Genomic DNA, 24,820 nt, shown 5'->3' with positions numbered 1-24,820 from the left:
GAACGGCCTCGATAGACTCGTCCCCACCGATCGATCCTTCGCTGCGCACCTGGAGGCCGGATGCCGTCCCACGACCCCCCTGCCTCCGACCGCCTGAACGGCCCGGCCGCGAAGCCGCAGCGCCAGGTGCTGACGGACACCGTGTACGAGGCCATCAAGGCCATGGTGATGGACCACGAGATCGTCCCCGGCGCCCGCGTCGGCATCGAGTCCCTCTCGCGGTCCCTCCAGGTCTCGCCCACCCCGGTGCGCGAGGCCCTGGCCCGCCTGGAGTCCGACGGGCTGCTGGTCAAACGGTCGCTGGCGGGCTACCGCGCGACCGAACTGCTCACGCCGGAAGGGCTGGAGCAGCTCTTCGAGATGCGGCTGCTCCTGGAACCGCGGGCCGCGGCTCTCGCAGCGAGGTATGCCGACGAGGCGCAGCTGGACACCCTCGAGCAGCTGCTGGAGGACATGCAGACCCGCCCCGCAGTGGACGGCCGGTACGCCGCCTACCGCGATTTCGTGGCGCTGGACCAGCGCTTCCACGATGCCGTTGCGGCCGGCGCCGGGCGCCTGCTCCTCGCGGACGCCATCGAGCGCCTCCACTCCCATCTGCACATCTTCCGGCTCCGCTCCATCCCCGGCGCGGGCGAGCCGACCCTCGCCGAGCACGAGCGCATCGTCCGTGCGGTGCTGCGCCGCAGTCCCGAGCGCGCATCGGAAGCGATGGCCGAGCACCTGCGGCTCAGCCTGGAACGGCAGCGCAACCGCGGGGACGCCGGGTAGCGGGCGGAGCGGCCGGGCGCTCTCCGTGCCCTGGTGTGCGCCGGGCGGCCTTGAGTGACGGCCGTGGCGCGGGGGAGTTCCTGCCGAAGTCGGACTCTGTCGAAGCGCTGCCGACGCTGTCGTCAGTGAGAGCTCTGGTCCGCCGACCCGGTCCGGCATGCCTCCAGGGCCAGGGTGAGGTCCACCAGATCGCGCGGGTGGTCCAGCAGCCGCCCGGTCAGCCGCTCGAGGCGGCGCAGCCGGTTGAGTACGGTGTTGCGGTGGCAGTACAGCAGTTCACCGGCACGGTCCGTTGAACCCTGGCAGTCGAGCCACGCCTCCAGAGTGTCGAGCAGCGCCGCGCGATCGGCGGGGTCCAGGTCCAGTACCGGACCCAGCACTCTGTGCGCGATGCCCGACGCCAGGTCCGGGCGGGCCAGTACCAGGCCGGAGACCATGCGGTCTTCCAGGAGCACCAGTTCATCGTCCCGACGGCACGCGCCGAGGGCGAGTTCGGCGAGCTCCTTGGCCCGGCCGAGTTCGGCGAGTCCCGCGACAACCGGGCTGATGCCCCCGCGGACACCCGGCCCGGCGGCCAGCGCGCTCGCCAGCTCCTCCAGCGAGGCGTCCCCGAGCTGCGCCACGACCGCCTGGCCGTCCGGCAGCGCACACCAGTACAGCCGCAGGTCGCCGACGTCCTCACGGACGGCGGCCTCCGCCGGGCGGGACGCGGCGGGACCGTCGAGGCGGGCCACGGCGTAGCGGCCCGCCACCGGAACGTCGAAGGCGCATGCGGTGGCGGCGATGTCCATCGGGTCGCTGTGCCCGCGCAGCAGGGCCTTGAGGACCGGTAGAAGTTTGCGGCCGTCGTCCCGGGCCAGTCCCGCGAGGGTACGGCGGTGCGACTCCATCACGATCGTGGTGTCCCGGGCCACGAACCGCCAGAAGTCGTTGGCGGCGTGGACCAGCGGCCCCGCCTGCTCCGGGGCGCCCTTCAACGCGGCGTCGACCAGGCTGTCCCACAGCACGGACGCGCCGATGCGGTACGCCTGCAGGACCGCGAGCATCGGTGTGCCCTCCAGGGCCCGCTTCCTGCCCACGCTCCAGGCGTGCTCTCCCGAGGCGAGGAAGCGCTCGGGCACGGCCAGTGCCTCGACCGCGATCTCCAGGGCCTCGTGGACCCGCTCCGTCACATCGGCGGGCGCGAGCATCGGGCTCGAGTAGTGGCTGACGCCCTCACGGATGCGCTCCAGGGACTTCTCCACGAGGACCGAGGTCTGTCCGCGCAGCAGTCGCGCCGCGCGGCTGAGGATCTCCGGGGGCGCCACCGGTGCGTCCACAGATCCCGTGGGGATGCGCATGGGGAATCCCAGGTGTGGCGCGGCCGACAGCGGTCGGACCGGAGTCACTCTCACGGCGGCCAGTGCGCCGGACAAGCGTCGCGGCACGGCTCGCGGAGCCCTCGGCGCATTCCTGTGAACCGGCACAGATCGGCACGGCAAGGAGTGTTGGGGGGCACAGTGGGAGGGGGCGCGGCATGGCTCGCTCGTCAGCGCCAGAGGGGACGGTTACATGACCGGCTCCGGCAACTCCCAGTTCACATCGGACAGTTCATGACGACGAACCATCACACTGTCGTCAACCGACCCGACCCACTCCGACGACAACTCCTAGCCCGCAGGGGCCGGGTGCGGAGTGCCGAGGTAGGGGAACTCGGGCAGGAGGTCGGTGTGCGGGCCGATGCGGTCGCTGGTGATCTTTCCGCCGGACACCATCGCGAGACGTGCCGAGGTCACATCGTCGGTGAGCGTGCGGCCGTTGGGGTAGGCGGCCGGCTGGTCGCGGTCGAAGCGCAGAATGTCGGGGAGCACCGTGCGCAGGGCCTGCTCGGCGTCTTGGGGCTCGTAGTCGCCGGTGTGCTGGAGGACGGCGGTCCACGGTACGCGGTAGGTCTCCCAGTCCTGGGCGGGCTCGCCTTCGTTGTAGGCGGTCTTCGCGTCGTTCTCGGGGTTGAAGTACGCGGTCAGGGACGGATGGGCGCCCCGGTCCACGGACTTGAGCGCGCCGTTCTGCCTCAGGCTCACCCGAGCCCACACTCCGAAGACCGGGTTCGAGCCGAGCTCGGTGTCGGGCATCTCGAGGACGAGACCGAAGATGTTCTTGTCGGCTCCCCAGTCCACACCCGTCCACTGGAAGTCGTGGATGATGCCGTCCAGATCTGCGAAGAACGGGTCGCTGCGCAGGCCCGCGGAGAAGAGGTAGGGACCTGCCTCGATCACGTTGGGTGCCGGTCCGAAGGAGACCGGTGCCTCGGTGACGATCACCTGCCCGGCGGCTTCGTGAGCACGTGCCTCGTCGCCGGTCGCCCGGTACACGGTGGCGGTCTGCTGCCCGTCCCGGGGCTCGGAGAAGACGAAACTGAACGCGATGTCGGCCTGCTGGTCGCCGTCGGTGTCGACGTTGATGCGGTAGACGGCGTCGGGGTGGAACGCCTGGCCGCCGGTGGGGGCGATGGGGTTCACGTTCATGATCAGCGCGGTGCGGCCGCCGGGAACGGTGAAGGCGAACAGGTCCGTCAGGTCCAGCCGGGCGTCGTTCATGGGAGACCGCAGGTCGGCTCCGCTGAGGTGATGAGACATGACCGTCAGCCTGCACCCGCGGGCCTCGTGCCGCGGGCGGCGTCACCGGGCGGTGGCCCATGGATCACTCCTTTGGCCACCGCGTCGGTTCCGCCTGCTGAGGCGAGCGTGAGCCGCGTCGTTGTCAGTCGTACGGTCGGCGGAGGCCCGTGATCAGTGGTGTCTTCGGCACCCGCTTGAAGGTCCACGTGTGCGAGCCGAGCCCACCGGAGATGCACAACGGAGTGCGGGCTCGGTGGCTCATACAGCGAGTTGTGGCCGGCTCGGCGCGCGCTGCCCTCACCTGTTCCCGGCCACTGACGACACGGCCCGGGACACATCACCGTCCGTACCCGACGCGTCCACGTCGGCGGTTCCGTGCAGGTGCCGGTACGTGGTAGGAGAGCAATAATTCTCACTGATGAATACTTCGCCGGACATCCCGGGTGGTACTTCGCGCGACGTGGATGACGCCACTCTCAGGGCGCTGTTCTCAGAGTCGCCGATCGGTCTGCACATACTGGACACGCAGCTGCGTCTGGTGCGTTTCAACGCGGCCGCGCGGTACATCCGGGCGTTCCCGGTCGAGGACCTGCTCGGACGCACGGTCGCCGAGGTGCTGCGCGAGTACGGCAAGGATCAGGCGGATGAGGTCGAGGCCATGGTCCGCGAGGTGCTGGAGACCGGCCGTCCCAGGCGCGACGTGCTGCTGACGCTGCGCTCACTCCGGCCTCCGCATGCCGAGGTCGCCGTGCAGGCGTCCTGGTTCCGGCTCCAGGACCTGGAGGGGTGCCCCCTGGGGGTGGCGGCGGCCATCCTGGACGTCACGGACCGCAACCAGGCACAGGCCAGGCTTGCTCTGCTGGACCGGGTCGGCAGCCGCATCGGCACCGCCTTCGACCTGTTCGACACCGCGCAGGAGCTGGCGGAAGGTACCGTCCCCGACTTCGCGGACTTCACCACCGTCGACCTGTTCGACCCTGTACTGCGCGGTGAGGCACCCGAACCTGGACCTCATCTCGGGGCTATCCCGCTGCGTCGTGCGGGCTGGTGCTCACACGGCAGTCCCGTGACGGCCGGGTGGCCCGTGGCAGGAGAGGTGAGCGGCTTCCCGTCGGGAACCCCGTACCGCGAGAGCCTCACCGACCTCCGTCCGCGATTGGTGGCCCGGCTCGTGCCGGACGCCGAGTGGCTCGACCGGGACCCCGTCCGCGGTCGGTTGCTGCGCCAGAACCAGGTCCACTCGATGATCGTGGTTCCGATGTGCGCCCGCGGTGTGGTCCTCGGCCTGGCCTGCTTCTATCGCGGCCGACGTCCGGACCCGTATGTCGACGAGGACACCGCCCTCGCCGCCCAGCTCGTCGCCCGTACCGCGCTGTCCCTGGACAACATCCGGCTCTACAACCGGGAGCGGTCGGCCGCCCGCTTGCTCCAGCTCAGCCTCCGGCCCCCCGAGGTCCCTGTCCACGCCGCTGTCGAGACCGCGCACAGCTATCTGCCGTCCGGCTCAGGCGGGGACTGGTTCGATGTGATCCCGCTCTCCGGCGCTCGTGTCGCCCTGATCGCCGGGGACACCGAGGGTCAGGGCCTCCACGCCGCGGCCGCCATGGGCGAGCTCCGCGCCGCGATCGGCGCCCTGGCCGACCTGGATGTGCCACCGGACGAACTTCTCGAACGCCTGCATGATTTGGTGACCCGGCTCGACGACGAGGTGACCTCCACCCCGCACGACGCCTCCCGCTACCGGGTCGTCGGAACCACGTGCCTGTACGTGGTCTACGACCCGGTGATCCGGCGGTGCACCATGTCCAGCGCCGGCCATCCGCCGCCCGTGATCATTCGCCCCGACGGAACGGCGGAGCTCGCCGACGTCCCGCAGGGCCCGCCCCTCGGCCAGGGCATCGCCACCCATCGGACCACGGAACGCGAACTGCCCGAGGGCAGCATCCTGCTCCTGTGCAACACCCCCCTGGTCCAGGACCGAGATCCCCAGCAAGCCGTGCAGCAGCTCGACCGCATCCGTGCCGCGCTCGCCCCGGCATCACGCTGCCTCCAAGAGGCATGCGAGCGGGTGCTGCGGGTGCTCCCCGCCGACGGCCATCAGCATGACCCCGTCCTGCTGATGGCACGAACCCGTGCCAAGGGCCCCGACCAGGTGGCCTCCTGGACGCTGCGCGGCGCGCCCGAGGCCGCGGCCGAGGCGCGCAGACTCACCGCCGACCGGCTGTCCGCATGGGGACTGGCCGACTTGGAGTACACCACCGAGCTGGTGGTCAGCGAACTGGTCACCAACGCCGTGCGTTACTCCGAGGGGCCGATCGGCCTGCGCCTGATCCGCGACCGTACGCTGATCTGCGAGGTCTCCGACACGAGCAGCACCGCCCCGCAGCTGCGACATGCCGAGGAGGACGACGAGTCCGGCCGCGGACTGTTCATCACCGCCCAGCTGACCCAGCGCTGGGGCACCCGCCCTGCCCGACGAGGCAAGACGATCTGGGCCGAGCTGAGCCTGTCCGCCTGACGGGCACGGGCCGAACACGGCGGGGACTTCTCGCTGCGCCCGCTGACAACCGCTCTCACACCGTCCGCCACCAACTCGCGCGCGGCGGACCGGCCCAGCCCGCGGATGCCACCGGTGACGATGTACACCCGGCCCTTCAGGCCGAGGTCCATGGCTGCACTCCCCTCTCCGGTCCTGAGGGCCGCATGGCCTACAACATCGCCTTCTGGGGCTGCGTGGACACCACGATGACAGTGGTGGTGCCGGCGGCCAGGGCCGCCTTGAACTCCCGCTCGAGGTCCTGAGTGGTCTCTACGTCGACCGCGTTGCATCCGAAGCCGCGCGCCACGGAGGCGATGTCGAGCCCGGGCAGGTCGAGTCCCGGAACGCCCGGAGTCTCCTCCAGCACCGCGAACGACTTGAGGATGGAGTACTCGTGGTTGTGCATCACCACGTACACGATCGGGAGGTTGTGCTGCGCCGCCGTCCAGATGGCCTGCACGGAGTACTGGAAGGAGCCGTCGCCGATCAGGCCGACCACCGGACGTCGGACAGCTCTGTCCCGGTCGGCGAGCGCGACGCCCACCGCGGCCGGGGTACCCCAGCCGATCCCGCCGCTGGCCGTGGCGAAGAACGATCCGGTCCGGGTGGTGGGGAGCCATTCGATCTGCTGCGCCATCGTGGAGGTCGATTCGTTGACGATGACCGCGTCGGGCGGCCGAACTTCGCTCAGGGTGGCGTAGACCTCGGGCGGGGTGAGCGGGCTGTTCGGTTCCTGCGGCAGTTCTCGGGGCCGCGCCATCGGCTCCGGAGCCGTTCGCGTCGATCCCTCCGTGACCATGTCCAGGAGCAGCTCGATCGCGATCGCGGGATCGCCCAGGAGGCTGTCGCCCACACGTGCCGCCGCGGCAACCGCCGGATTGCCGGTGATCTGCAGGAGCTCCGTGCCGTCGGGGAGGTAGTCGCCTGGCACGTAGGGGTAGTAGCGGAACACCTCAGCGCCGATCACGACCACCAGGTCGTGCCCGGTCAGCCGGTCGCTGATGGTCTTCACCGACATGCCGAGCGGGCCCCGGAAGAGGGGGTGATCTTCAGGGAAGGAGGCGCGGTCCAGCAGCGGGGCGCCGTAGACGGCCGCACGCAGCTTCTCCGCCAGGGCGACGGCCGCCTCCCATCCGCCGGCGCGGTCGACCTCCGGCCCGAAGACCAGTGCGGGCCTGCTGCTGGCGGAGATGCGGTCGGCGAATGCGCGCAGCCGCTCGGTGCTGGGGGCGACGCGGTCACTCACTGTCCGCACCCGGGTGAAATCGGACAGGGGCTCCTTCCAGTCGCCCATGGGAATCGACAGGTAGACCGGACCTGTCGGCGGCTGCAACGCCTCCGCATAGGCGCGCATGAAGGCTTCTGGGACGTCTTCGGCGCGGGCCGGCTCATAGGACCACTTCACCCATGGCTTCGGCAGTGTGATGGCCTCACGGTTGCCGAGATACGGCTCCCCGATCAACAGGTCCCGATGCTGCTGTCCCGAGGTGATGATCAGGGGGGTGTTTCCGTGATACGCCGCAACCAGGTTGCCCACAGCGTTTCCCAGCCCGGCCGAGGAGTGCACGTTGACCAGTGCGGGGCGGCCGGTCACCTGGGCGAACGTATCGGCCATGGCGACGACGGACGCCTCCTGCAGCGCCAGGACGTACGTGAAGTCGTCGGGGAAATCCTGGAGGAAGGGCTGCTCGGTGGAGCCGGGATTACCGAAGACCGTGGTGAGTTTCAGGGCCCGCAGCAGGTCGTAGGTCACGCTACGGACGGTGGATTGCTCGGTCATGGTGGCCATCTGCTTTCCTGCTGGGGCTGCGGGCTCAACGGGCCCGCCAGCGGGGTGAGAGCTTCCCGGAGAAGGCTCGAATGCCTTCCCGAGCGTCGTGGGGCGCCAGGACTGGTGCGCCCATCTGATCCTGCTGGACAAGAAGGGGCCCGTCGCGAAATGTGGTCCGTTCGGTGACAGGCCTGTATGACGGCATGGCCGGTTCGCTGGGGGAGCGGCCAGGGCGAACCAATCGGTGGGCGAGGGATCGTCGGCGCATCTGGCGGGCTGGTCGGCGGTGTCAGGTGAGGCGGTGGAGCACGTCGGGAGTGAGGTCGGCGACGGAGAGCCAGCCGTCGACGGCCATGATCAGGTCTTCTTCGGCGAGCGGGGCCCGCAGTATGTGGACGATGCCGGCGTCGCCGCCGTGGGCGAGGGCGTATGCGTAAGGGCGGCCGACACCGACAGCGGTTCGCCGACCTACGTGCAGAGGCATGGCCCTGGGAGCGTCACTTCCCGTCTCGTTGAGTGGCGTCGGTCGTCAGTTCCCAGTCGAGGTGCCACAGTCGGATGCCGTCGTCGCCCGCCGACACCAAGTTGCGTGTGTCGGGGGTGAGTTCGAGGTGCCGGATGTATCCCTGGTGTCCTTCGAGGACGTGCAGGCACCGACCGGTGGCGACCTCCCACAGTCGTATGGTCCGGTCGTGAGCCGCCGAGAACGCGAACCGGGCGTCGGGCGTGAACCGCACTGCGGAGGACCAGCCTTCGTGCCCCTCGAACGTGCGCAGACAGCGCTCGGTCCCGGCGTCCCACAGGCGGATCGGCTCGTTCTGCCCGCCTGAGGACATGACCATGTGCGTGGACAGGGCCAGGCGGCCGTCAGCGCTGAGGCACACCGACAGGATCGGTTCCCGCGGGCCGGTCCAGGTCCGCAGACACGTTCCGGCGTCGAGGTCCCACAGCCGGACCACGCCGTTGGAGTCGCCGACCGCCGCGAGCCGTCCGTCCGTGGACGTGGAGATCACGTTGACCGCGCCGCGGGACCCGATCGTCGCGACGCAGCGGTCGTCGTCGAGGTCCCACCGGCGGATGACGCCGTCTCCGCCGCCGAACCAGGCATGCCTGCCGTCGCCGGTGAACAGCACGGTCCGCGTCATGTCCCAGTCCGGAGTCACCTGTCGGCGCTCGCCGTCGGCAAGGCGCCATCGAGTGATCGCGAGGGGCTTGGTGGCCTTGCACAGGACGTGCCGGCCGTCGTCGCTCAACGCCACCTCGCCCACCCTGCCCCGATGGTCGTCGAGGACCCGGGTGCACGTGCCGCGGTCCAGATCCCAGATCCGGATGGTGCCGTCACTCTGGCCGCTGACGGCGAGCCGGGCATCGGCGGCCACACCGATCGCGGTGATGCCGCCGAACGGGAGAGGGCCGGCGTCCAGCGGCTGCGACCAGGCCGCGCGCAGCCCCAGGTGGCGGGCCGTGCGGCCCAGTTCGTGCCAGGCGGCCAGGGCCTGGGGCGCGCGCTCGTAGCCGGGGACCGCCCGTGCGCGGGTCAACAGGTCCAGGGCGGACCGGTGTCGCCCGTCCGACAGTGCTCGTCGTGCGTCGGCGATCAGCTCCTCGGCCAGACCGCCGAGCCGGCTCACCTCGGCGTACTCGCGCGGTTTGCTGACGTGGGGCTCGGCGACGTACCCGGCGTCGGGCAGCCGCCAGTGATGCAGGGGCAGTTCGGGGTGCCCGCCGACGGAGCAGCCGAACCGGGCGTCGGTGTCGCGGAACCCGACGTGATGCATGCCGTACGCGTCGGCGGAGAAGGTCCGCAGGCACCGGCCGCTGTCCAGCTCCCAGAGCCGCATCGTGTGGTCTCCGGTCGTGCCGGAGAGGAGTCGGCGGCCATCGTGGCTGAAGGCCAGGTGGCCGGCCGCGGCGGTCTCCCCGGTCAGCGTACGGACCTGCCGGCCGTCCTCCACATCCCACAACCGGATCACCCGGTCCTGGCCTGCGATCGCGGCCAGCCGTCCGTCGGGACTGAAGCACAGGGCATGCGTCCGCGAGCCGGCGGCCAGCACACGGCACAGGCCGTCGGCCACGCTCCACAGCCGCGCCCCGTCGTTCTCGGCGGTCAGCACGTGGCGTCCGTCGGCGCTCACCTCGTACAGCGAGCCGTCCAGGGCGCCGTCCTTGAGGGCAGGACCGAGCAACCAGCGGCAGGTTCCGGTCCCGAGTTCCCAGACCTGGACGCGCCCGTCCGCGCCTTTCCACACGCCGATGCGCCCATCGGCACTCAAGCTGACCGGGCAACCCGTCGCATGGGCGACGGCGTGGATGACCTGGGAACACCTGCCCGCCCTGAGGTCCCAGAACTGCACCGTGCCGCCGCGGCTCGTGGACAGCGCGTACGAGCCGTCCGGGGTGAGATCGACGCCGAGTACCTGCGTGCGTTGTCCCTTGAGCGCCATCCGCTGTGCGCCGGTCGCCGCGTCCCACAGCCGGATCACGCCGTCCCAGTGGCCGCTGACCGCGAGGCGTCCGTCGGGAGCGAACCGGATCGGCAGGTAGCCCATCACCTCGTGGCGGGCGAGAAGCTTCACCGGTGCGCCCGGCAGCGCGAACGGCTCGCTGACCGGACGTGTCCCGGTGCGGCGGGCATCGGTCACGCTCCCGGACGTCGCGACCCGCAGCGCCGCCCGCACGTCGGCGCCGTCGGGCCGTTCGCGCGCGAGGGCGTCGAGGAGGCCGTGTGCCGCCGCGAGGTCGCCGCGTTCGAGGTGGACGCGGGCCAGCAGCAGGTCTGCCTGCCAGGCGGACGCTCCGGATCCCTGCGGGATCGCCTCAAGCCGGGTGACGAGTTCCGCATCGGTGATCGCCCCCGTACGCCACCGCAGCAGGCCGCCGTTGTACACCGCTCCGACGTGGTGCGGATCGACCGCGAGCGCCTGGTCGAAGGCCTGCTCGGCGTCGGCGGCCCGGTCCAGGTCCAGGAGCGAGAGGCCACGGTTGTTGAGCTCGTCCGCGCGGAGATCGGCCTCCTGCGGCGTTGGACGCGGATACGTCGAGCCGGTCTGCTGCTCGTAGATCCCGGTCAGCACGTCCGCGATGTCCGCCATCGAGGGCGGCCGGTCGGCCGGGTGCTGCCGCAGGCAGCGGCGGAGCAGATGGGCGACTTCCGGAGGCGCGGCGACCGGGTTCGTGGGGTCGACCAGGTACTCCTCCAGCGCCAGGCCGGCGACCGAACCGGCCGACCAGCGCACACCGCCGGTGAACATCTCCAGGACCGTGACCGCGAAACTGTAGACGTCGCTGCGCAGCCCGACGCGCTCTCCCGCGAGCTGCTCCGGGGACGCGTAGCCGACCGTCATACCGCCCCACGGCACCAGAACGCTGGCACCAGGCCCCGTCTCGCTCATCGTCGAGGCCACGGCGGCCATGGACCGGGCCAGGCCGAAGTCGGTGATCTTCGCGGCGCCCGCGCCGTCGAGCAGGATGTTGGCCGGCTTCACGTCCTGGTGCACCAGGTCCCTGCGATGCGCGTGCTCGAGCCCGCGGGCCGCTTGGACGGCTGTGTCGAGTACGCGGGCGAGGACTTGGCGCGCGTCCCCGGCGTAGAGCCGGCCGTCGCCGATCCACTCCGCGAGGCTGCCGCCGTCGACGTACTCGGCGAACACACGGGGCACCCCGGCGATCACGCGCACGTAGTGGCAGGCGCAGATGTTCGGGTGCAGCCCCAGCGACACCCACGCCTCGGCCTCCCGGACGAACAGCTCCCGATCGCCAAGCCCGCGGAACACCTCCGGACGCGAACTCTTCACCGCCATGTCGATGCCCCAAGCCAGATGCCGGACCCGGTGCACCACGCCCATCCCGCCCCGCCCGAGCTCGCCGAGCACCCGATAGCGGCCGTCGACGGTCGTGCCGGTCGACCAGACGGCGGACGGCGTAGGTGCGCTCACCGGATTCCTCCGAGGATGCGCCGGCCTTTGGGCCGGGGAGGTATCGGACTCCTGGGGAGCAGGGCAGAGAAGGCCGGATCGTCGTCGGGGCGATCCGGCGTCCATCCCGCGTGATGATGAGGAACCCCACCGAGATCAGTTGTGCTCAACTGTCAGTCCTCCCAGATAGGTTGTGTTTCATGACGACCGGAGCGTTGACGGCAGGTGGCGGGCATGCCCGCTACACTTTCCGGCTGCGTCTGTCGTCCACGGCCATCCGCGCGCTGGAAGCGGAATGGGCGCGCTGCCGCTGGGTGTGGAACGAGTCGGTGGCCAAGTCGAAGGCCGTGCATCTGCACAACAAGGCCACCGGCGAGAAGACAACGTGTGGCCCGGCGCAGCTCGACAAGATGCTGACCGCGGCCCGTACCGCGAACGCGTGGCTGCGTGAGGGCTCCAGCGTGGTGCAGCAGCAGTTGATACGGGACTTCGCGAAGTCCCGCGCGAAGGCACTGAAAGACATCAAGGCCCGGTTGCCGATGCGGCAGCGGGCCGGTATGCCGAAGTACAAGAAGAAGCATCAGGTCGACCCGAGCCTGAACTACACCCAGCGCGGTTTCCGGGTGAAAGACGGCCGTCTGCATCTGGCCGGCGGCATCGCGGCGACGGTCGTGTGGTCGCGTGAGCTGCCCGAGCCGCCGTCCAGCGTGCGCGTCTACCGCGACAGTCTCGGCCACTGGTACGCCTCGTTCGTTGTCGCCACCAGCATCCAGGCGCTTGTCGAAACCGGTTGCGTGATCGGCATCGACTGGGGTGTGAAGGAGACCGCGACCACCACATCCGACGACTACGACCTTCCCCATCCCGAGCATGGCCACAGGGCCGCGCAGCGCCTCGCCCGCTACCAGCGGATGATGGCCCGCAGGAAGCCGAAGAAGGGCCGGCCCGGTTCGAACGGCTACAGGGGCGCCAAGAAGCAGGCGGCGAAGCTCCACAAGAAGGTGGCCCGGCAGCGCCAGGACACCGCCCGCAAGTGGGCCAAGCGTGTGGTCCGCGACCACGATGCCTTGGCGGTAGAGGACTTCCGCCCGAAGTTCCTGGCGAAGTCGACGATGGCCCGCAAGGCCGCCGACGCAGCGATCGGCGCGACCAAGAGCGCCCTGGTCGAGATGGCCCGCAAACACGGCCGCGCCGTGCACCTCGTCAACCCCGCGTACACCACCATGGACTGCGGGCACTGCGATGCGAGAGCCAAGCATCGCCTGCCTCTCTCCGAGAGAACGTATACGTGCACCGCGTGCGGAACCGTGTCCCCCAGGGACAAGAACTCCGCCCGCGTGATGCTCGTCCGGGCTGGTCTCAACCCGGCTAGTGCTGATCTTGTAAGCCCTGCCACCTGCTAGGTGCCAGGCAAAGTGAGCTAGAAATCCCCCTGCATCAGCGGAGGGAGGACGTCAATGCGATTCCCCCTGCCCGTGACGCCCGGTGCCGAAGCCGGTCGGTGACTGCGTCAACTGCCTCAACTGCGTCTGAGGCGGAGGGTACTGCCGCTGCCTCCCGTGTTCTACGGTGCAGCGGCAGGATCGGGCCGACCTCGAAGCGGACCACGCGGCCGCCGGGGTGGAGGGGCGGACGCGGAGGGCATGGGCCCACAGCAGGTCGGCGTCGACCGTGGACTTGGGCGCACCAACTCCCTTGCCGAGGCGCCGGGTTGCGGGGCGGTGTGCGTGGGACTCGTGAAGAGTTCGCGCACGATTCTCGGGATTCGGTCACGGGAGCGGAAAACTCGGAGGGCTCACTCGGCGCTTCCGAACAGGTCGGGCGCCGACCCATGCGATGGGAGACCGATCAACGATGTTCACTCTGGTACGGAGCAGAGCACGGACGGCCGCGCTCGCGCTCTCGGCCGTCGCGGCCCTCGCCTTCGGTACGGCCACCATGACCGGCGCGGCAGCGGCCCCTGCCCCCGCTCCCGCGAAACAGGGGCCGACCTCGGTGGCGTACGTCGAGGTGAACAACAACAGCATGCTGAACGTCGGCAAGTACACCCTCGCCAACGGCGGAGGCAACGTCTTCGACGTCGCCGTGATCTTCGCGGCCAACATCAACTACGACACGGGCACGAAGGCGGCGTATCTGTATTTCAACGAGAACGTGCAGCGCGTCCTCGACAACGCAGCCACGGAGATACGGCCGTTGCAGCAGAAGGGCATCAAGGTCGTCCTCTCGGTTCTCGGCAACCACCAGGGCGCGGGCTTCGCCAACTTCCCGTCCCAGCAAGCGGCTTCGGCGTTCGCGAAGCAACTGTCGGACACCGTGACCAAGTACGGCCTCGACGGCATCGACTTCGACGACGAGTACGCCGAGTACGGCAACAACGGCACAGGCCAGCCCAACGACAGCTCGTTCGTGAACCTGGTGACGGCGCTGCGCGCGAACATGCCGGACAAGATCATCAGTCTCTACAACATCGGCCCGGCCGCGTCGCGGCTCTCCTACGGCGGCGTCGACGTCTCGTCCAAGTTCGACTACGCCTGGAACCCGTACTACGGCAGCTGGCAGGTCCCCGGCATCGCACTGCCCAAGTCGAAGCTGTCACCGGCGGCCGTCGAGATCGGCGGGACCTCGCAGAGCACCACCGCCGACCTCGCCCGCCGCACCGTCAGCGAGGGGTACGGCGTCTATCTGACGTACAACCTCGACGGCGCCGACCGCACCGCAGATGTCTCCGCGTTCACCAGGGAGCTGTACGGCAGTGACGCTGTCTACACGCCGTAAGGCGACCGCAGGCCCCAGTGCGCGACACTCCCTCGGGACTTGCCGCATCCCGTAGTGCAACGATCCGTGCAGCCGTGCCTTCGACAACGATGTCGGGGGCGCGGTGGCGCTGCGCTTGCCGAATACCTCATCCGAGCTTCTCAGGCCGCATGTTCGTACGCGTGGGGGGCGCCACCGAGTCGCGCCTCGTGCGATGCCGACGGTTCGAGCGGTCTCAAGCAGCGTCGAAATCCTCCCACCGGCATGGACGGGGCATTCGGCAAGAGCAGGGTCACCGTTGCGGGTTGGCTGGTCCACCTCGAAGTCGTGGCCAGCCATGCCGCTCCCGCTCTCCTCTTCAACGCCACGCACTGGTGGATCGCGGCAGGGACGTCGTGCCGAGAGAGGATGTCGTTCGCGACGACCTCCTTCGTGCGTCCGTGACCTGGCACGACTGGGTAACGGTCGGCGGAGGGATCTGGCCAAGATCAGGAGCAGCGGGTGAAGGTGTCGCGCATGAGATGCCGTGCCGTGCTCGTGCTGGTCCTCGCCTCGTCGGTTCTGACGACCGGCTGCGGGGACGCCGACCGTCCCCCGCAGGAGCGCAAGTCGACGTCGGGCGGCGGCAGTTCACCCTCGGTCAGGGACGGCGCGGTGCCGAAGCCTGTGCCGGCGGACGCCCGCCCGCCCGCCGCCGGAAAGGGCTCCAAGGACCCCGACGACATCAACGGGGACGGATACCGCGACCTGATGCTCTCGGTACCGGGACCGGCCCCCTCGATCGGGCGCGTGGATCAGCGGATCGGTGTGCTCTTCGGCTCGGCGCGCGGGCTCGACCCGACGACCCGGGCCGTGTACGGGCGCAGCGACCTGGGGCTGCCCGAACGGACCGACCCGGACTACGGGCCGGGCGACTACCTCGGTGTCGACCATGTACACACCGCGGATCTGGACGGGGACGGCTTCCCCGACTTCGTGACGACGGAGCGCGCCGCCACCGGCCGCTCTGTCACCTATGTGGCGTGGGGATCGGCGCACGGTCCGACCGGGCGGCCCGCGACGCCGCTCGTGCTGCCGCCGGGCGCCGTGGTGACGGCCGGCGATCCGCTGGCTCGGGGCGACTTCGACGGGGACGGCCACCACGACCTGGCGATCGGCGGCGGAAGCGCCGCGGGACCCGACACGAGTCCGGGCCATGTGCGGATCCTGTTCGGGCCGTTCAGCCGCGCCGGGGCCGCATCCCGCATCCGTACGCTCCCGGACTCCAGCGACATCGACCTGCTCGCGGCCCCCGTCGACGCCTCCGGCGCGCACCGCGCGACCCCGCTGTATCTGCACCACGACGACGACGGCGAGCAGACCGCCGGGACGCTCTACCTGAACGGCCGGGCCCGTGGCCGCGAGACCCACGTCGGCAACGCCGTCGAGTTCGGTGACTTCGACGGCGACGGCACCCAGGACCTGGCGGTCAGTGACAGCGGCAGCCGCAACGACGAGGTCGAACCCGGATACGAGGACGAGGCGTCGCACGCCTTCGACGGATGGTTCCTGTACCCGGGCTCGGGCGCCGCACCCGTCCGGCACCAGGAGAAGGCCCTGGGCGACACCCCGCGCCTCGCGATCGACCCGGACGGCGACGGCCGCGACGGATACGTGGCCGGTTCCGGGGCGACCCTCACGTACGTGGACGGGGAGCGCCGCGCCTCCGTGGCGCATCGGATCCCTGCCCGGGTGGACGGCCAGAAGGTGTCGCAGACCTCGCGGGTCGCGATGCCCGTCGCCGCGGCTGACTTCGACGGGGACGGCCGACAGGAGCTGGTCCTCAGGTGTTCCCCGGACTCGGCGGACAGCGGGGTCACCTACTGGTGGGTGACTGACGTCGCGACGCGGCGCGACCTGATGTCGTTCTCCACGCGCGACTTCGCCTCGTAGTTTCCGGACTCCGTACATGCCGGATCACAGAACTGCGAGCCCGCTCAGCTCCAGGCGGGCCTGGCCCACCCCGCCCTTCTCATGGGCCCTTCGAGGCCCTGGCGTCCCGGCGCTGACCCACCGTCGGCCGGGGCCGTCATGGGCCTGGCGAGGGGTCCGGAACCGGCAGCATCTCAAGATGGGCGATGTCCGCGGGCGGAGGCGTGGAGATGGACCACAGCGGGGGCGCGCATCCGTCAGCGACGGCGGCCGGGGCGTCGGTCAGGTTCATCCGCTTGCGGAGGCGGCCGTAGAAGTCCATCGGTGCCAGGCGCACGGCCCGCAGGCGGCGAGGGGCGGCATACACGGCGATCCAGTCCCCCGGATCCAGCACACCTCGGAGCTGTCCGTCGATGCTGACTGCCGCCTGCCCGGACCGTTCGAGGACTCGCAGGGCGACGGGTTCGTCGGCGGCGGCGACGATGGACCGGTTGAACGCCATGTGCGGGGCCACCGGTGTGAAGACGAGGGCGTCGGCGCGGGGTGACACCACTGGGCCGCCGGCGGCGAAGCTGTAGGCGGTCGAGCCGGTCGGGGTGGCCACCAGAAGCGCGTCAGCGGAGTAGGACGCCAGCAGTCGGCCGCAGATGTAGACGCCGACCGACACTTGGCGGTCCCTGGTGAGCTTTTCCACGACGATGTCGTTGAGCGCGGTGACGTTCAAGGGGGTACCCCACTCGCCGTCGCCCTTGAGGTCCGGGTGTACCGGGGGCGGCGGCATCATGCGCCCACGGCCGTACTCCATCCAGTCCTCCACGTCCTTGGGAACCTCCAGGCGGCGGGAGGCCCGCAGGGCGAGCAGCATGCGACTGTCGACCTTGAACCGTCCTTCATGTACCGCGTTCAACGCTGAACGCACGTCATCGGCCGACACGTCCGTCAGGAAGCCCACGCGCCCCAGGTCGACTCCCAGAACCAGCGCGTCGTCCTCCACGGCGAGCCGGGCACCCCGCAGAAAGGTGCCGTCTCCGCCCAGTGTGACGATGAGATCGGGATGGCCGGCTGCCTCTAGTTCCGTACGGTCGTCACGCGGCCCATCGTTGTGCCACACGTCGATGTCCGTGCACCGCACGGCGTGTTCCTCGCACCAAGCACGGACCACTCGGGCCACCTCCACGGCCTCCGCGCGCCCACCGTGAACGACCAGGCCGACTCGGTTCACCGACATTTTCGCCTCCAAGGTCATCGCGCGCCTCGACCGATCCGGCCGACCGCATCTCGCACGGTCCCCGCTCGGAGTGCGAGCCACCGCCGTGCAATTTAGCGACAAACCACAACAAATACTGCGCTTACGCTGAACAACGGGGTCGAAATCCCTTGTGCCGGCCTGGGCGTCTTCCAGGGCCCGCCCGACGTCACCGCCGCCGTCACGGGGTCGGGCCTTGCGTACCGGGTCCGCACCCTCGTGCCGCAGGCGAGGCCATGCGACGGCATCAGGCACATTCATCCGCCGCCGTGGCCTTCCCGAGTGGCGCAACGGTGACGGCCCACAGCCCGCACCCCTTCGAGGTGGGGCGCGTCACCATTACTGTCGCCGGCCGGCCGGACGTAACGTCCCCGTAACTCCCGGGACGTGTGCCGCTGTTCGGTGCCGGCCGGCCGGCCAGGGCCGGGGGTTGTCCCTCTCCCCATCCATCGCGATCACCTGGTGGCACGATGCATCCTGCTTCCCCTCAATCCTCGCGGCGCCGCTTCCGACGCGGGAGGCGGTCCGCCGGCCGAGGATGGCGGCCGCGCTCCGGGTCCGCCGTCGCACTGGTGCTGTCCGTCATCGCACTCACCCTGGGGCTGCTGTCCCCGGTACCGGCGCAGGCCGCGTCCCTGCAAGAGGTGACCAGCTTCGGCTCCAACCCCGGTAGCCTGCAGATGTTCCGCTATGTCCCCGACGGATTGCCGTCCGGGCGCCCGCTGGTTGTCGCCATGCACGGCTGTACCCAGTCGGCCTCGGCGTTCGACGGCGAGACCGGCTGGACCAAGTGGGCCGATGTCTGGGGCTTCGCGCTGGTGCTGCCCCAGCAGAAGAGCGCCAACAACGCCAACTCGTGCTTCAACTGGTTCCAGTCGTCCGACTTCTCGCGCGGCCAGGGCGAGGCCCTGTCCATCAAGCAGATGGTCGACAAGATGGCGGCCGACTACGGGACCGACCCCACACGTGTCTACGTCACCGGCCTGTCCGCAGGCGGGGCGATGACTGCGGTCATGGCGGCCTCCTACCCGGACGTCTTCTCCGGCGCCGCGGTGGCCGCCGGCCTTCCCTTCGACTGCGCCCGCACCGTCACCGACGGCCTGACCTGTATGAACCCCGGCACCAACCTCACCCCGCAGCAGTGGGGCGACAAGGTCCGCGCGGCCTACCCCGGCTACAGCGGCCCTTATCCGACGGTGGCCGTGTGGCAGGGATCCCAGGACACCACTGTGGCGCCGATGAACATGACCGAGCTCGTGGAGCAGTGGGCCAACGTCCATGGCACCGACGCCACGGCCGACGTCAGCGACACCGTGCAGGGTTACCCGCACAAGGTCTACCGGGACGCCTCCGGCCGCGGCGTCGTCGAGTCGTACAGCATTACGGGCATGTCGCACGGGCAGGCCGTCGACCCCGGCGCCGGGGCCACCCAGTGCGGCACGGCCGGCCAGTACCTGCCGGACACGAACATCTGCGCCTCGTACTGGATCGGACACTCCTGGGGCCTCGACGCCACCGACGGCGGTGGCTCCTTGCCCGCGCCGTCCGGGCTCAGCGTCACCGCCACCAACGACACCTCGGCGTCCTTGTCCTGGACCGCCGTCGACGGAGCAGCTTCCTACCGGGTCTACCGCGGCGGCAGCCAGGTCGGCTCGCCTTCCTCGACCTCGTTCACCGACACCGGGCTCGCCCCCGGCACGACGTACAGCTACACCGTCGCCGCCGTGGACGCCTCCGGGGCCGTAGGCGCGTCCTCCACGTCGGCGCAGGCGACCACGACCGGTGCCACCCACAAGTGCTACACAGACAACAACTACAACCAGGTCGCCGCCGGACGCGCCCACCAGAGCCTCGGCTACGTCTATGCCAACGGCTCCAACCAGAACATGGGCCTGTACAACCTCTACGTCACCCACACCCTGCAAGAAACCTCGCCCGGCACCTTCGTGATCGCCGACTCCGGCTGCCCGTCCTGACGGACCCAACGGCGCGGCGGCGGCTTCCCCTTCACCCGGTGAAGCCGCCGCGTGTTGCACCCCGGCGGAGCCTGCGCTGCCCCTCGGGACGCCGCGCAAAGCGCCGTGCGGCAGCTGCGCCGGCTGGGCGGGAGGGCAGGCCGGTACCGAGTCAGCCGCTCTCAACTCCAGCGCAGCCAGCCCCGCCTTCAGTTAAGCGGGTATGTCCCACACATCCCGACCTGAGCGTCTCGTCCAGGGTGTCTGAAGCGCTTCGATGTGCGGCGTGACAAGAGTCGCACCTATGTGGGCGAGATATGAAGAGCCGATGCGCGAAAGGCCGTTGAACCAGGGCTTTACCGTCCAGTAACCCGCCTGCAGGCGCATTTCCGGTCCCCATGGACAGAGATCCACTGCGTGCTAGCGTCCCGGTCGCCGGGGGGCCGACACAGCACAGTGAGAGGAAACCCGTGGGTCACATGCACCACATGGCCGGAGGCTGGGCCACACCGGTCCTGTCGTACGCCATGGCCGTCGTCGGATCCGCGCTGGGATTGCGCTGCACGGTGCGCGCCCTGACAGCTGGGGGACGGTCCAAAAGGAACTGGCTGGTCAGCGCGTCGATCGCGATCGGTGCCGGAATCTGGACCATGCACTTCATCGCGATGCTCGGCTACGCCGTCGACGGCACCGCGATCCGCTACGACATCCCGCTCACTCTGCTCAGCCTCCTCGTCGCCATCGCTGTCGTCGGCGCCGGAGTCTTCACCGCCGGATATGGCAAGTCCCGCGTGCGCTCCATCCTGTTCGGTGGCGTCGGCACCGGACTGGGTGTGGCCGCGATGCACTACATCGGCATGGCCGCCGTAGAGCTCAACGGCACGATCTCGTACAGCCCGGCTGTCGTCACCGCCTCCGTCGTCATCGCGATCGCTGCGGCATCCGCCGCGCTGTGGGCCGCGCTCTCCGTGCGGGGCCCGGCCGTCGCCGCCGTCGCCGCCCTCGTGATGGGGCTCGCGGTGAGCAGCATGCACTACACCGGCATGGCCGCGGTCACCGTGGACGTGCATGCGAGCAACGCACCTCTGCCGGGCGCGAGCGCTACCGCGTTCATCCTGCCGCTCGCCGTGGTCCTCGGTTCCTTCCTCTTCCTCACCTGCGCCTTCGTGGCTCTGTCCCCGACGGCGCGGGAGCGCGCCGAGGGCGAGGCCGCGGCCCGGCCGCTGCACGAGGTCGAGCTTCCGGTCGCCTGATCCGGATTCCCTGAGCCGCCTGCGTCATCTCCGTGGCGCATTTCTCGCCACGCCGCAGGCCGCCACCGTTCCCCGGGCCGAACGCCACTTCGCGCGCCCTCAACACTCCTGCACCGCCAAGGAGATCCCTGGTCATGCCCGCACGCCTTCCGCTGCCCGAACGGTGGCGCCCCAAGTCGATCCGAGCGAAGGTCGTCACCCTGCTGACGGTGCCGGTCCTCTCGCTGATGGCCCTGTGGGGGCACGCTGCCGTCACCACCGCGTCGCAGGTCTCGTCCACCGAGCAGTTGCGGCAGATCAACTCGGCCCTGGTGAAGCCGATCGCGGACTTCACCACCACGGTCCAGGACGAGCGTGCCGCCGCCCTGAAGTTCCGGGCCGCTCCCGGCCCATCTGCCCGCCGTGACTTCGATGCCGCCCAGTCCCGCACGGACAAGGCCGTCGCCGCTCTGCGCGCGGGCATCCGCTCCAGCAGCACCGATCTTGCGGCCCTCGACGCCCAGCTGCCCGACCGGATCAGTGCTCTGCTCAAGAGCGCGGGGTCTCTCCCCGAGCAGCGAGAGACTCCCCACGACTCCGCCGCCGTGTTCTCCGGCTACAGCACGTCCGTCGACCGGGCCTTTGCGGTGCGCGCCGGGCTCGCGGGCGCCGACCGCCCCGACCGCGCCTCCAACACCCGCACCGTCCTCGAACTGGCCCGTGCCCGCGAGGCGTTGAGCCGCCAGGATGCCGTGCTCGGTGCTGCGCAGGCGAGCGGCACCATGTCCGCCGGCCAGTACCGCGCGTTCATCGGCGACATCGCCCAGCAGCGCGGGCTCACCAAGGCAGCGGTGCCCGACCTGCGGGCCGAGGGTGCCGCCCGCTACCGCGCCGTTCTCGCCTCTCACAGCGCCACCGAACTCGCCACCGCTCAGGACGCCGTCCTCGACGCCGGCGAGGAAGGGGCCGTGTCCGCCGTGCCGGCGAGGGAGTGGCACTCCCTCGCGGGACACACCCTGGCCGGGCTTGCCGCAGCGGAGCGGGGCACCGTCGACACGGGCGCCGACGCGGAGCCGTACTCCCTTGCGACTCTGGGAAGCTCGGGCCTGGCGGTGGCCCTCGGCCTGCTCGGTGTGGTCCTCTCACTGCTGCTCTCCGTACGTATCGGGCGCGGCCTGGTCGACGACCTCACCGGACTGCGGAACTCCGCTCTGGAGCTCGCCGCCAATCGGCTGCCGGCCGCGATCCGCCGCATCCACGGTGGCGACGACCTCGACCTCGACGCCGAGGCCCCGCTCGCCCGCACCCCCATCCGGGACGAGATCGGCCAGGTCGGCGCGGCGCTGACCACCGTGCAGCGGGCCGCCCTGCGCGCCGTCGCGGGCCGCGCCGCCGTCCTCACCGGAGTCTCCGGCGTCTACGTCAGCCTCGCCCGCCGCAGCCAGGTGCTGCTCCACCGCCAGCTGGAGCTCCTCGACGCGATGGAGCGCCGCACCGAGAACCCCTCGGACCTGGAAGACCTGTTCCGTCTGGACCACCTGACGACCAGGATGCGCCGCCACGCCGAGTCCCTGCTCATCCTGTCCGGCTCCGCGCCCGGCCGTGCCTGGCGCAACCCGGTCCCGCTGATCGACGCCGTACGCGCGGGCATCGCGGAGACCGCCGACATCGACCGCGTCCAACTGCACGACATCCCCGATCTGCGCCTGGCAGGCACGGCGGTGGCCGACCTTGTCCACCTGATTGCCGAACTCACGGAGAACGCCGCCGCGTTCTCGCCCCCGCACACCCCCGTGGTGGTGCGCGGAGAGGAGGTCGGGGCCGGTGCCGTGCTGGAGATCGAGGACCGCGGTCTCGGCATGGGCGACGAGGCGCTCGCCGCGGCCAACGAGAAGATCCGGACCGCGGACATCGACCTCCTCGACTCGCGTCGGCTCGGCCTGTTCGTCGTCAACCGCCTCGCCGAGCGCCAGCACGTGGACGTCACCCTGCGCCGCTCGGTCTACGGCGGCGTCACCGCCGTCGTCTTCGTTCCGCAGCAGCTTCTGGAGGCACCGCACCCAGGCTTGCGGCCCCTGCCGGAGCCGGAGCCGCGGGCGTCCGGTCACATACCGGCCTCTGATCCGGTCGCCCCTCCCCTACCGGCACAGCAGCGCCCCGAACAGGAACTGATCCCCCGACCGGAGCGTGAGCCCGAGCCACCGCTCACTCACCCTGCGCCCCTCCAACTCCCCACTCGGGCCCGCCACGCGGCCCCCCAGCCGACGCAGCCCTCGCTCGCCCTCACCGCGGAAGCCACCTCGAGCGATGACTCCGAGGACGGTCTGCCGCGCCGGGTGCGCCAGGCCAGCCTCGCCCCCGAACTGCGCGACGACGAGAACACGGGCACTGGTCCGCAGCCGGCCCAGGGCCCGGCCGTCCGATCCCCGGAGGCCGCGCGCGCCACGATGGCGTCCCTGCGCTCCGGACGGCGCCGCGCGTCCGCGACTCGGAGCGAGCCGGGCACACCGTCCGCCCCCGGGAGCCCGTCCGGCGCCCCGCATGCCGCGCCCCACCCTCACACCGCGACCGAAGAAGGATTCCGAAACCGATGACCCCGACCTTCACCGTCACGAACCTCGGTGACAACCCCGACGACCATGGCACGGGTGGCGCGGGCGCTGTCGACTGGCTCCTCGACGACCTGGTCGACCGTGTCGCGGAGGTCCGGTACGTGGTCATGCTTTCCACCGACGGCCTGTGCGTCGGCGCCTCCCACGCCCTGGGGCGTGACGAGTCCGAGCGTTTCGCCGCCATCGCCTCCGGGTTCCACTCCCTCGCCAAGGGCGCGGGCCGCCACTTCGACGCGGGCGGCGTCGTCCAGACGATGGTCGAGCTGCACGGTGGCTTCCTCTTCGTGGTCGCCGCCGGCGACGGATCCTGCATCGCGGTGTTCACAGACGGGCACGCCGATATCGGCCTCGTGGCCTACGAGATGGCCCTGCTGGTCGAGCGTGTACGTGAGCACCTCGCCGTACCCGCGAGGACGGACGGCGCCCCGACGCCGGACGGCGGGACGTCGTGACCGACCTGCCATCCGGCCGCCGACCGACGCCCGACGCCGCCGACCGGGACCCCGACCCCTGGACCGACCGCTATGACGCGGAGGCCGGCCCTCTGGTCCGCCTCTACGCCATGACCGCGGGCCGCGCGCGTACGGACAACGGCGCGGAACGCGTCGACCTGATGGCGATCGTCCGCTCCACGGCCGCCACCCCGCGCGGCCCGATCCCGCCCGAGCAGCGCAGCCTGCTGGCCCAATGCGCCCAAGGGCCGCGCCCGGTAGCGGACTTGGCCTCGGACTCGGGCCTGCCGCTCGGCGTCGTACGCGTCCTGCTCGGCGACCTCACCGCCCAAGGGCTGATCCGTATCACCCCGCCCGAGTCCACCGCCGCCGGGAAAGAACCTGTCTCCGCCCACCTCCTGCGAGAAGTGATCAATGGCCTCCGTGCACTCTGACCGCGCCGCGCACGCGGCGCCCGCCGACTTCACCGCTCTCAAGCTCCTGATCGCCGGCGGCTTCGGCGTGGGGAAGACCACGCTGGTGGAGTCGGTCAGTGAGATCCGCCCGCTGCGCACCGAGGAACCCCTCACCGAGGCCTCACGCCCGGTGGACAGCCTGGAGGGCGTGGCCACGAAGTCCACGACGACGGTCGCCATGGACTTCGGCCGGATCACCCTGCGCGACACACTGGCCCTCTACCTCTTCGGCACCCCCGGCCAGGACCGCTTCTGGTTCGTCTGGGACGAGTTGGCCACGGGCTGCCTGGGCGCGGTCGTCCTCGCCGACACCCGCCGTCTCGCGGACTGCTTCCCCGCCATCGACTACTTCGAGAGCCGCGGCATCCCCTTCATCGTCGCTGTGAACTGCTTCGACGGCATCCGAACGCACAGCCAAGATGCGGTGGCGCGCGCCCTCGACCTGACCGCCGACACCCCGGTGCTGCTGTGCGACGTACGCGACCGGGACTCCGGCAAGGAGGTCCTGATCTCCTTGGTCGAGCACGTACTGGCCTTGGATCCTTGGATCCGACCCCCAACTGACCGTTGCTGAGGTCATAGTCAGATCTCAGCAATCCGTGCGTTTA

Annotated in this window: 17 protein-coding genes and 1 pseudogene; 11 read left to right on the top strand and 7 right to left on the bottom strand. The window is 70.4% G+C overall.

The window, feature by feature from the left end; all coding sequences use genetic code 11:
• The first annotated feature begins 60 nt into the window (after window positions 1–60).
• Entirely contained in the window at window positions 61–768 is a 708-nt protein-coding gene (locus OG574_RS08770) for a GntR family transcriptional regulator (RefSeq protein ID WP_326772670.1), read from the top strand.
• 122 nt (window positions 769–890) lie between these two features.
• On the opposite strand, the gene OG574_RS08765 is transcribed toward OG574_RS08770, so the two are convergent.
• The gene (locus OG574_RS08765; RefSeq protein WP_326772669.1) at window positions 891–2,108 is read right to left on the bottom strand and encodes a helix-turn-helix domain-containing protein; all 1,218 of its coding nucleotides are present in this window, start codon (window positions 2,106–2,108) and stop codon (window positions 891–893) included.
• A gap of 309 nt (window positions 2,109–2,417) precedes the next feature.
• The gene (locus OG574_RS08760) at window positions 2,418–3,386 is read right to left on the bottom strand and encodes a DUF4331 family protein (protein ID WP_326772668.1); all 969 of its coding nucleotides are present in this window, start codon (window positions 3,384–3,386) and stop codon (window positions 2,418–2,420) included.
• Between the two features lie 400 nt (window positions 3,387–3,786).
• Between OG574_RS08760 and OG574_RS08755 the strand changes: the two genes are divergently transcribed.
• Window positions 3,787–5,886, top strand: a complete 2,100-nt coding sequence (locus OG574_RS08755) for a SpoIIE family protein phosphatase (RefSeq protein WP_326772667.1) — start codon at window positions 3,787–3,789, stop codon at window positions 5,884–5,886.
• Window positions 5,887–5,914: 28 nt separating this feature from the next.
• Here the strand turns inward: OG574_RS08755 and OG574_RS08750 are convergent.
• The 4 genes and pseudogenes from OG574_RS08750 to OG574_RS08735 form a co-directional block, all read right to left on the bottom strand.
• Window positions 5,915–6,038, bottom strand: a pseudogene (locus OG574_RS08750) (KR domain-containing protein); the annotation flags it as partial.
• Window positions 6,039–6,076: 38 nt separating this feature from the next.
• Window positions 6,077–7,687 (bottom strand): benzoylformate decarboxylase, encoded by a 1,611-nt coding sequence (gene mdlC, locus OG574_RS08745; RefSeq protein ID WP_326772666.1) that lies wholly within the window; start codon window positions 7,685–7,687, stop codon window positions 6,077–6,079.
• A gap of 280 nt (window positions 7,688–7,967) precedes the next feature.
• On the bottom strand, window positions 7,968–8,162 hold the full coding sequence (locus OG574_RS08740; RefSeq protein WP_326772665.1) for an alpha-hydroxy-acid oxidizing protein: 195 nt from the start codon (window positions 8,160–8,162) through the stop codon (window positions 7,968–7,970).
• A gap of 13 nt (window positions 8,163–8,175) precedes the next feature.
• Window positions 8,176–11,613 carry a protein kinase domain-containing protein gene (locus OG574_RS08735; RefSeq protein ID WP_326772664.1) on the bottom strand — a complete coding sequence of 1,146 codons (3,438 nt, stop codon included), beginning with the start codon at window positions 11,611–11,613 and terminating at the stop codon, window positions 8,176–8,178.
• Window positions 11,614–11,792: 179 nt separating this feature from the next.
• Here OG574_RS08735 and OG574_RS08730 point away from each other — a divergent pair, with 179 nt between their 5' ends.
• The 3 genes from OG574_RS08730 (at window position 11,793) to OG574_RS08720 (ending at window position 16,281) form a co-directional block, all read left to right on the top strand.
• On the top strand, window positions 11,793–12,995 hold the full coding sequence (locus OG574_RS08730) for an RNA-guided endonuclease InsQ/TnpB family protein (RefSeq protein ID WP_326772663.1): 1,203 nt from the start codon (window positions 11,793–11,795) through the stop codon (window positions 12,993–12,995).
• A gap of 451 nt (window positions 12,996–13,446) precedes the next feature.
• On the top strand, window positions 13,447–14,370 hold the full coding sequence (locus OG574_RS08725; RefSeq protein WP_326772662.1) for an endo-beta-N-acetylglucosaminidase H: 924 nt from the start codon (window positions 13,447–13,449) through the stop codon (window positions 14,368–14,370).
• A gap of 495 nt (window positions 14,371–14,865) precedes the next feature.
• Window positions 14,866–16,281, top strand: coding sequence for an FG-GAP repeat domain-containing protein (locus OG574_RS08720; RefSeq protein ID WP_326772661.1), 1,416 nt, complete (start codon window positions 14,866–14,868; stop codon window positions 16,279–16,281).
• Between the two features lie 136 nt (window positions 16,282–16,417).
• Here the strand turns inward: OG574_RS08720 and OG574_RS08715 are convergent, their stop codons facing one another.
• Window positions 16,418–17,488 carry an NAD(+)/NADH kinase gene (locus OG574_RS08715; protein ID WP_326772660.1) on the bottom strand — a complete coding sequence of 357 codons (1,071 nt, stop codon included), beginning with the start codon at window positions 17,486–17,488 and terminating at the stop codon, window positions 16,418–16,420.
• A 587-nt stretch (window positions 17,489–18,075) separates the two neighbouring features.
• Between OG574_RS08715 and OG574_RS08710 the strand changes: the two genes are divergently transcribed.
• The 6 genes from OG574_RS08710 (at window position 18,076) to OG574_RS08685 (ending at window position 24,786) form a co-directional block, all read left to right on the top strand.
• Window positions 18,076–19,482 carry an extracellular catalytic domain type 1 short-chain-length polyhydroxyalkanoate depolymerase gene (locus OG574_RS08710; RefSeq protein ID WP_326778408.1) on the top strand — a complete coding sequence of 469 codons (1,407 nt, stop codon included), beginning with the start codon at window positions 18,076–18,078 and terminating at the stop codon, window positions 19,480–19,482.
• A 449-nt stretch (window positions 19,483–19,931) separates the two neighbouring features.
• A complete protein-coding gene (locus tag OG574_RS08705) occupies window positions 19,932–20,714 on the top strand; it encodes an MHYT domain-containing protein (protein WP_326772659.1) in 783 nt (260 codons plus the stop codon).
• 134 nt (window positions 20,715–20,848) lie between these two features.
• Window positions 20,849–23,287, top strand: coding sequence for a sensor histidine kinase (locus tag OG574_RS08700; RefSeq protein WP_326772658.1), 2,439 nt, complete (start codon window positions 20,849–20,851; stop codon window positions 23,285–23,287).
• Window positions 23,284–23,757, top strand: coding sequence for a roadblock/LC7 domain-containing protein (locus OG574_RS08695; RefSeq protein ID WP_326772657.1), 474 nt, complete (start codon window positions 23,284–23,286; stop codon window positions 23,755–23,757). Before OG574_RS08700 ends, OG574_RS08695 begins: the two co-directional genes overlap by 4 nt.
• A complete protein-coding gene (locus OG574_RS08690) occupies window positions 23,754–24,191 on the top strand; it encodes a DUF742 domain-containing protein (protein ID WP_326772656.1) in 438 nt (145 codons plus the stop codon). Before OG574_RS08695 ends, OG574_RS08690 begins: the two co-directional genes overlap by 4 nt.
• Entirely contained in the window at window positions 24,172–24,786 is a 615-nt protein-coding gene (locus tag OG574_RS08685; protein ID WP_326772655.1) for a GTP-binding protein, read from the top strand. The genes OG574_RS08690 and OG574_RS08685 overlap by 20 nt, the downstream gene beginning before the upstream one ends.
• Window positions 24,787–24,820 lie beyond the last annotated feature (34 nt).

The sequence above is a fragment of the Streptomyces sp. NBC_01445 genome, from assembly GCF_035918235.1.
Lineage (GTDB): Bacteria > Actinomycetota > Actinomycetes > Streptomycetales > Streptomycetaceae > Streptomyces.
Note: the sequence above shows the minus strand (reverse complement) of the source record. Positions and strands in the feature narration are given on the sequence as shown.

Bases quoted from the DNA above. Each gene is read 5' to 3' on its own strand.
- OG574_RS08700 (WP_326772658.1), top strand. From the start codon at position 20,849: ATGCCCGCACGCCTTCCGCTGCCCGAACGGTGGCGCCCCAAGTCGATC.
- OG574_RS08685 (WP_326772655.1), top strand. From the start codon at position 24,172: ATGGCCTCCGTGCACTCTGACCGCGCCGCGCACGCGGCGCCCGCCGAC.
- OG574_RS08725 (WP_326772662.1), top strand. From the start codon at position 13,447: ATGTTCACTCTGGTACGGAGCAGAGCACGGACGGCCGCGCTCGCGCTC.
- OG574_RS08715 (WP_326772660.1), bottom strand. From the start codon at position 17,488: ATGTCGGTGAACCGAGTCGGCCTGGTCGTTCACGGTGGGCGCGCGGAG.
- OG574_RS08730 (WP_326772663.1), top strand. From the start codon at position 11,793: ATGACGACCGGAGCGTTGACGGCAGGTGGCGGGCATGCCCGCTACACT.
- OG574_RS08720 (WP_326772661.1), top strand. From the start codon at position 14,866: ATGAGATGCCGTGCCGTGCTCGTGCTGGTCCTCGCCTCGTCGGTTCTG.
- OG574_RS08695 (WP_326772657.1), top strand. From the start codon at position 23,284: ATGACCCCGACCTTCACCGTCACGAACCTCGGTGACAACCCCGACGAC.
- OG574_RS08755 (WP_326772667.1), top strand. From the start codon at position 3,787: ATGAATACTTCGCCGGACATCCCGGGTGGTACTTCGCGCGACGTGGAT.
- OG574_RS08765 (WP_326772669.1), bottom strand. From the start codon at position 2,108: ATGCGCATCCCCACGGGATCTGTGGACGCACCGGTGGCGCCCCCGGAG.
- mdlC (WP_326772666.1), bottom strand. From the start codon at position 7,687: ATGACCGAGCAATCCACCGTCCGTAGCGTGACCTACGACCTGCTGCGG.
- OG574_RS08770 (WP_326772670.1), top strand. From the start codon at position 61: ATGCCGTCCCACGACCCCCCTGCCTCCGACCGCCTGAACGGCCCGGCC.
- OG574_RS08740 (WP_326772665.1), bottom strand. From the start codon at position 8,162: ATGCCTCTGCACGTAGGTCGGCGAACCGCTGTCGGTGTCGGCCGCCCT.
- OG574_RS08760 (WP_326772668.1), bottom strand. From the start codon at position 3,386: ATGTCTCATCACCTCAGCGGAGCCGACCTGCGGTCTCCCATGAACGAC.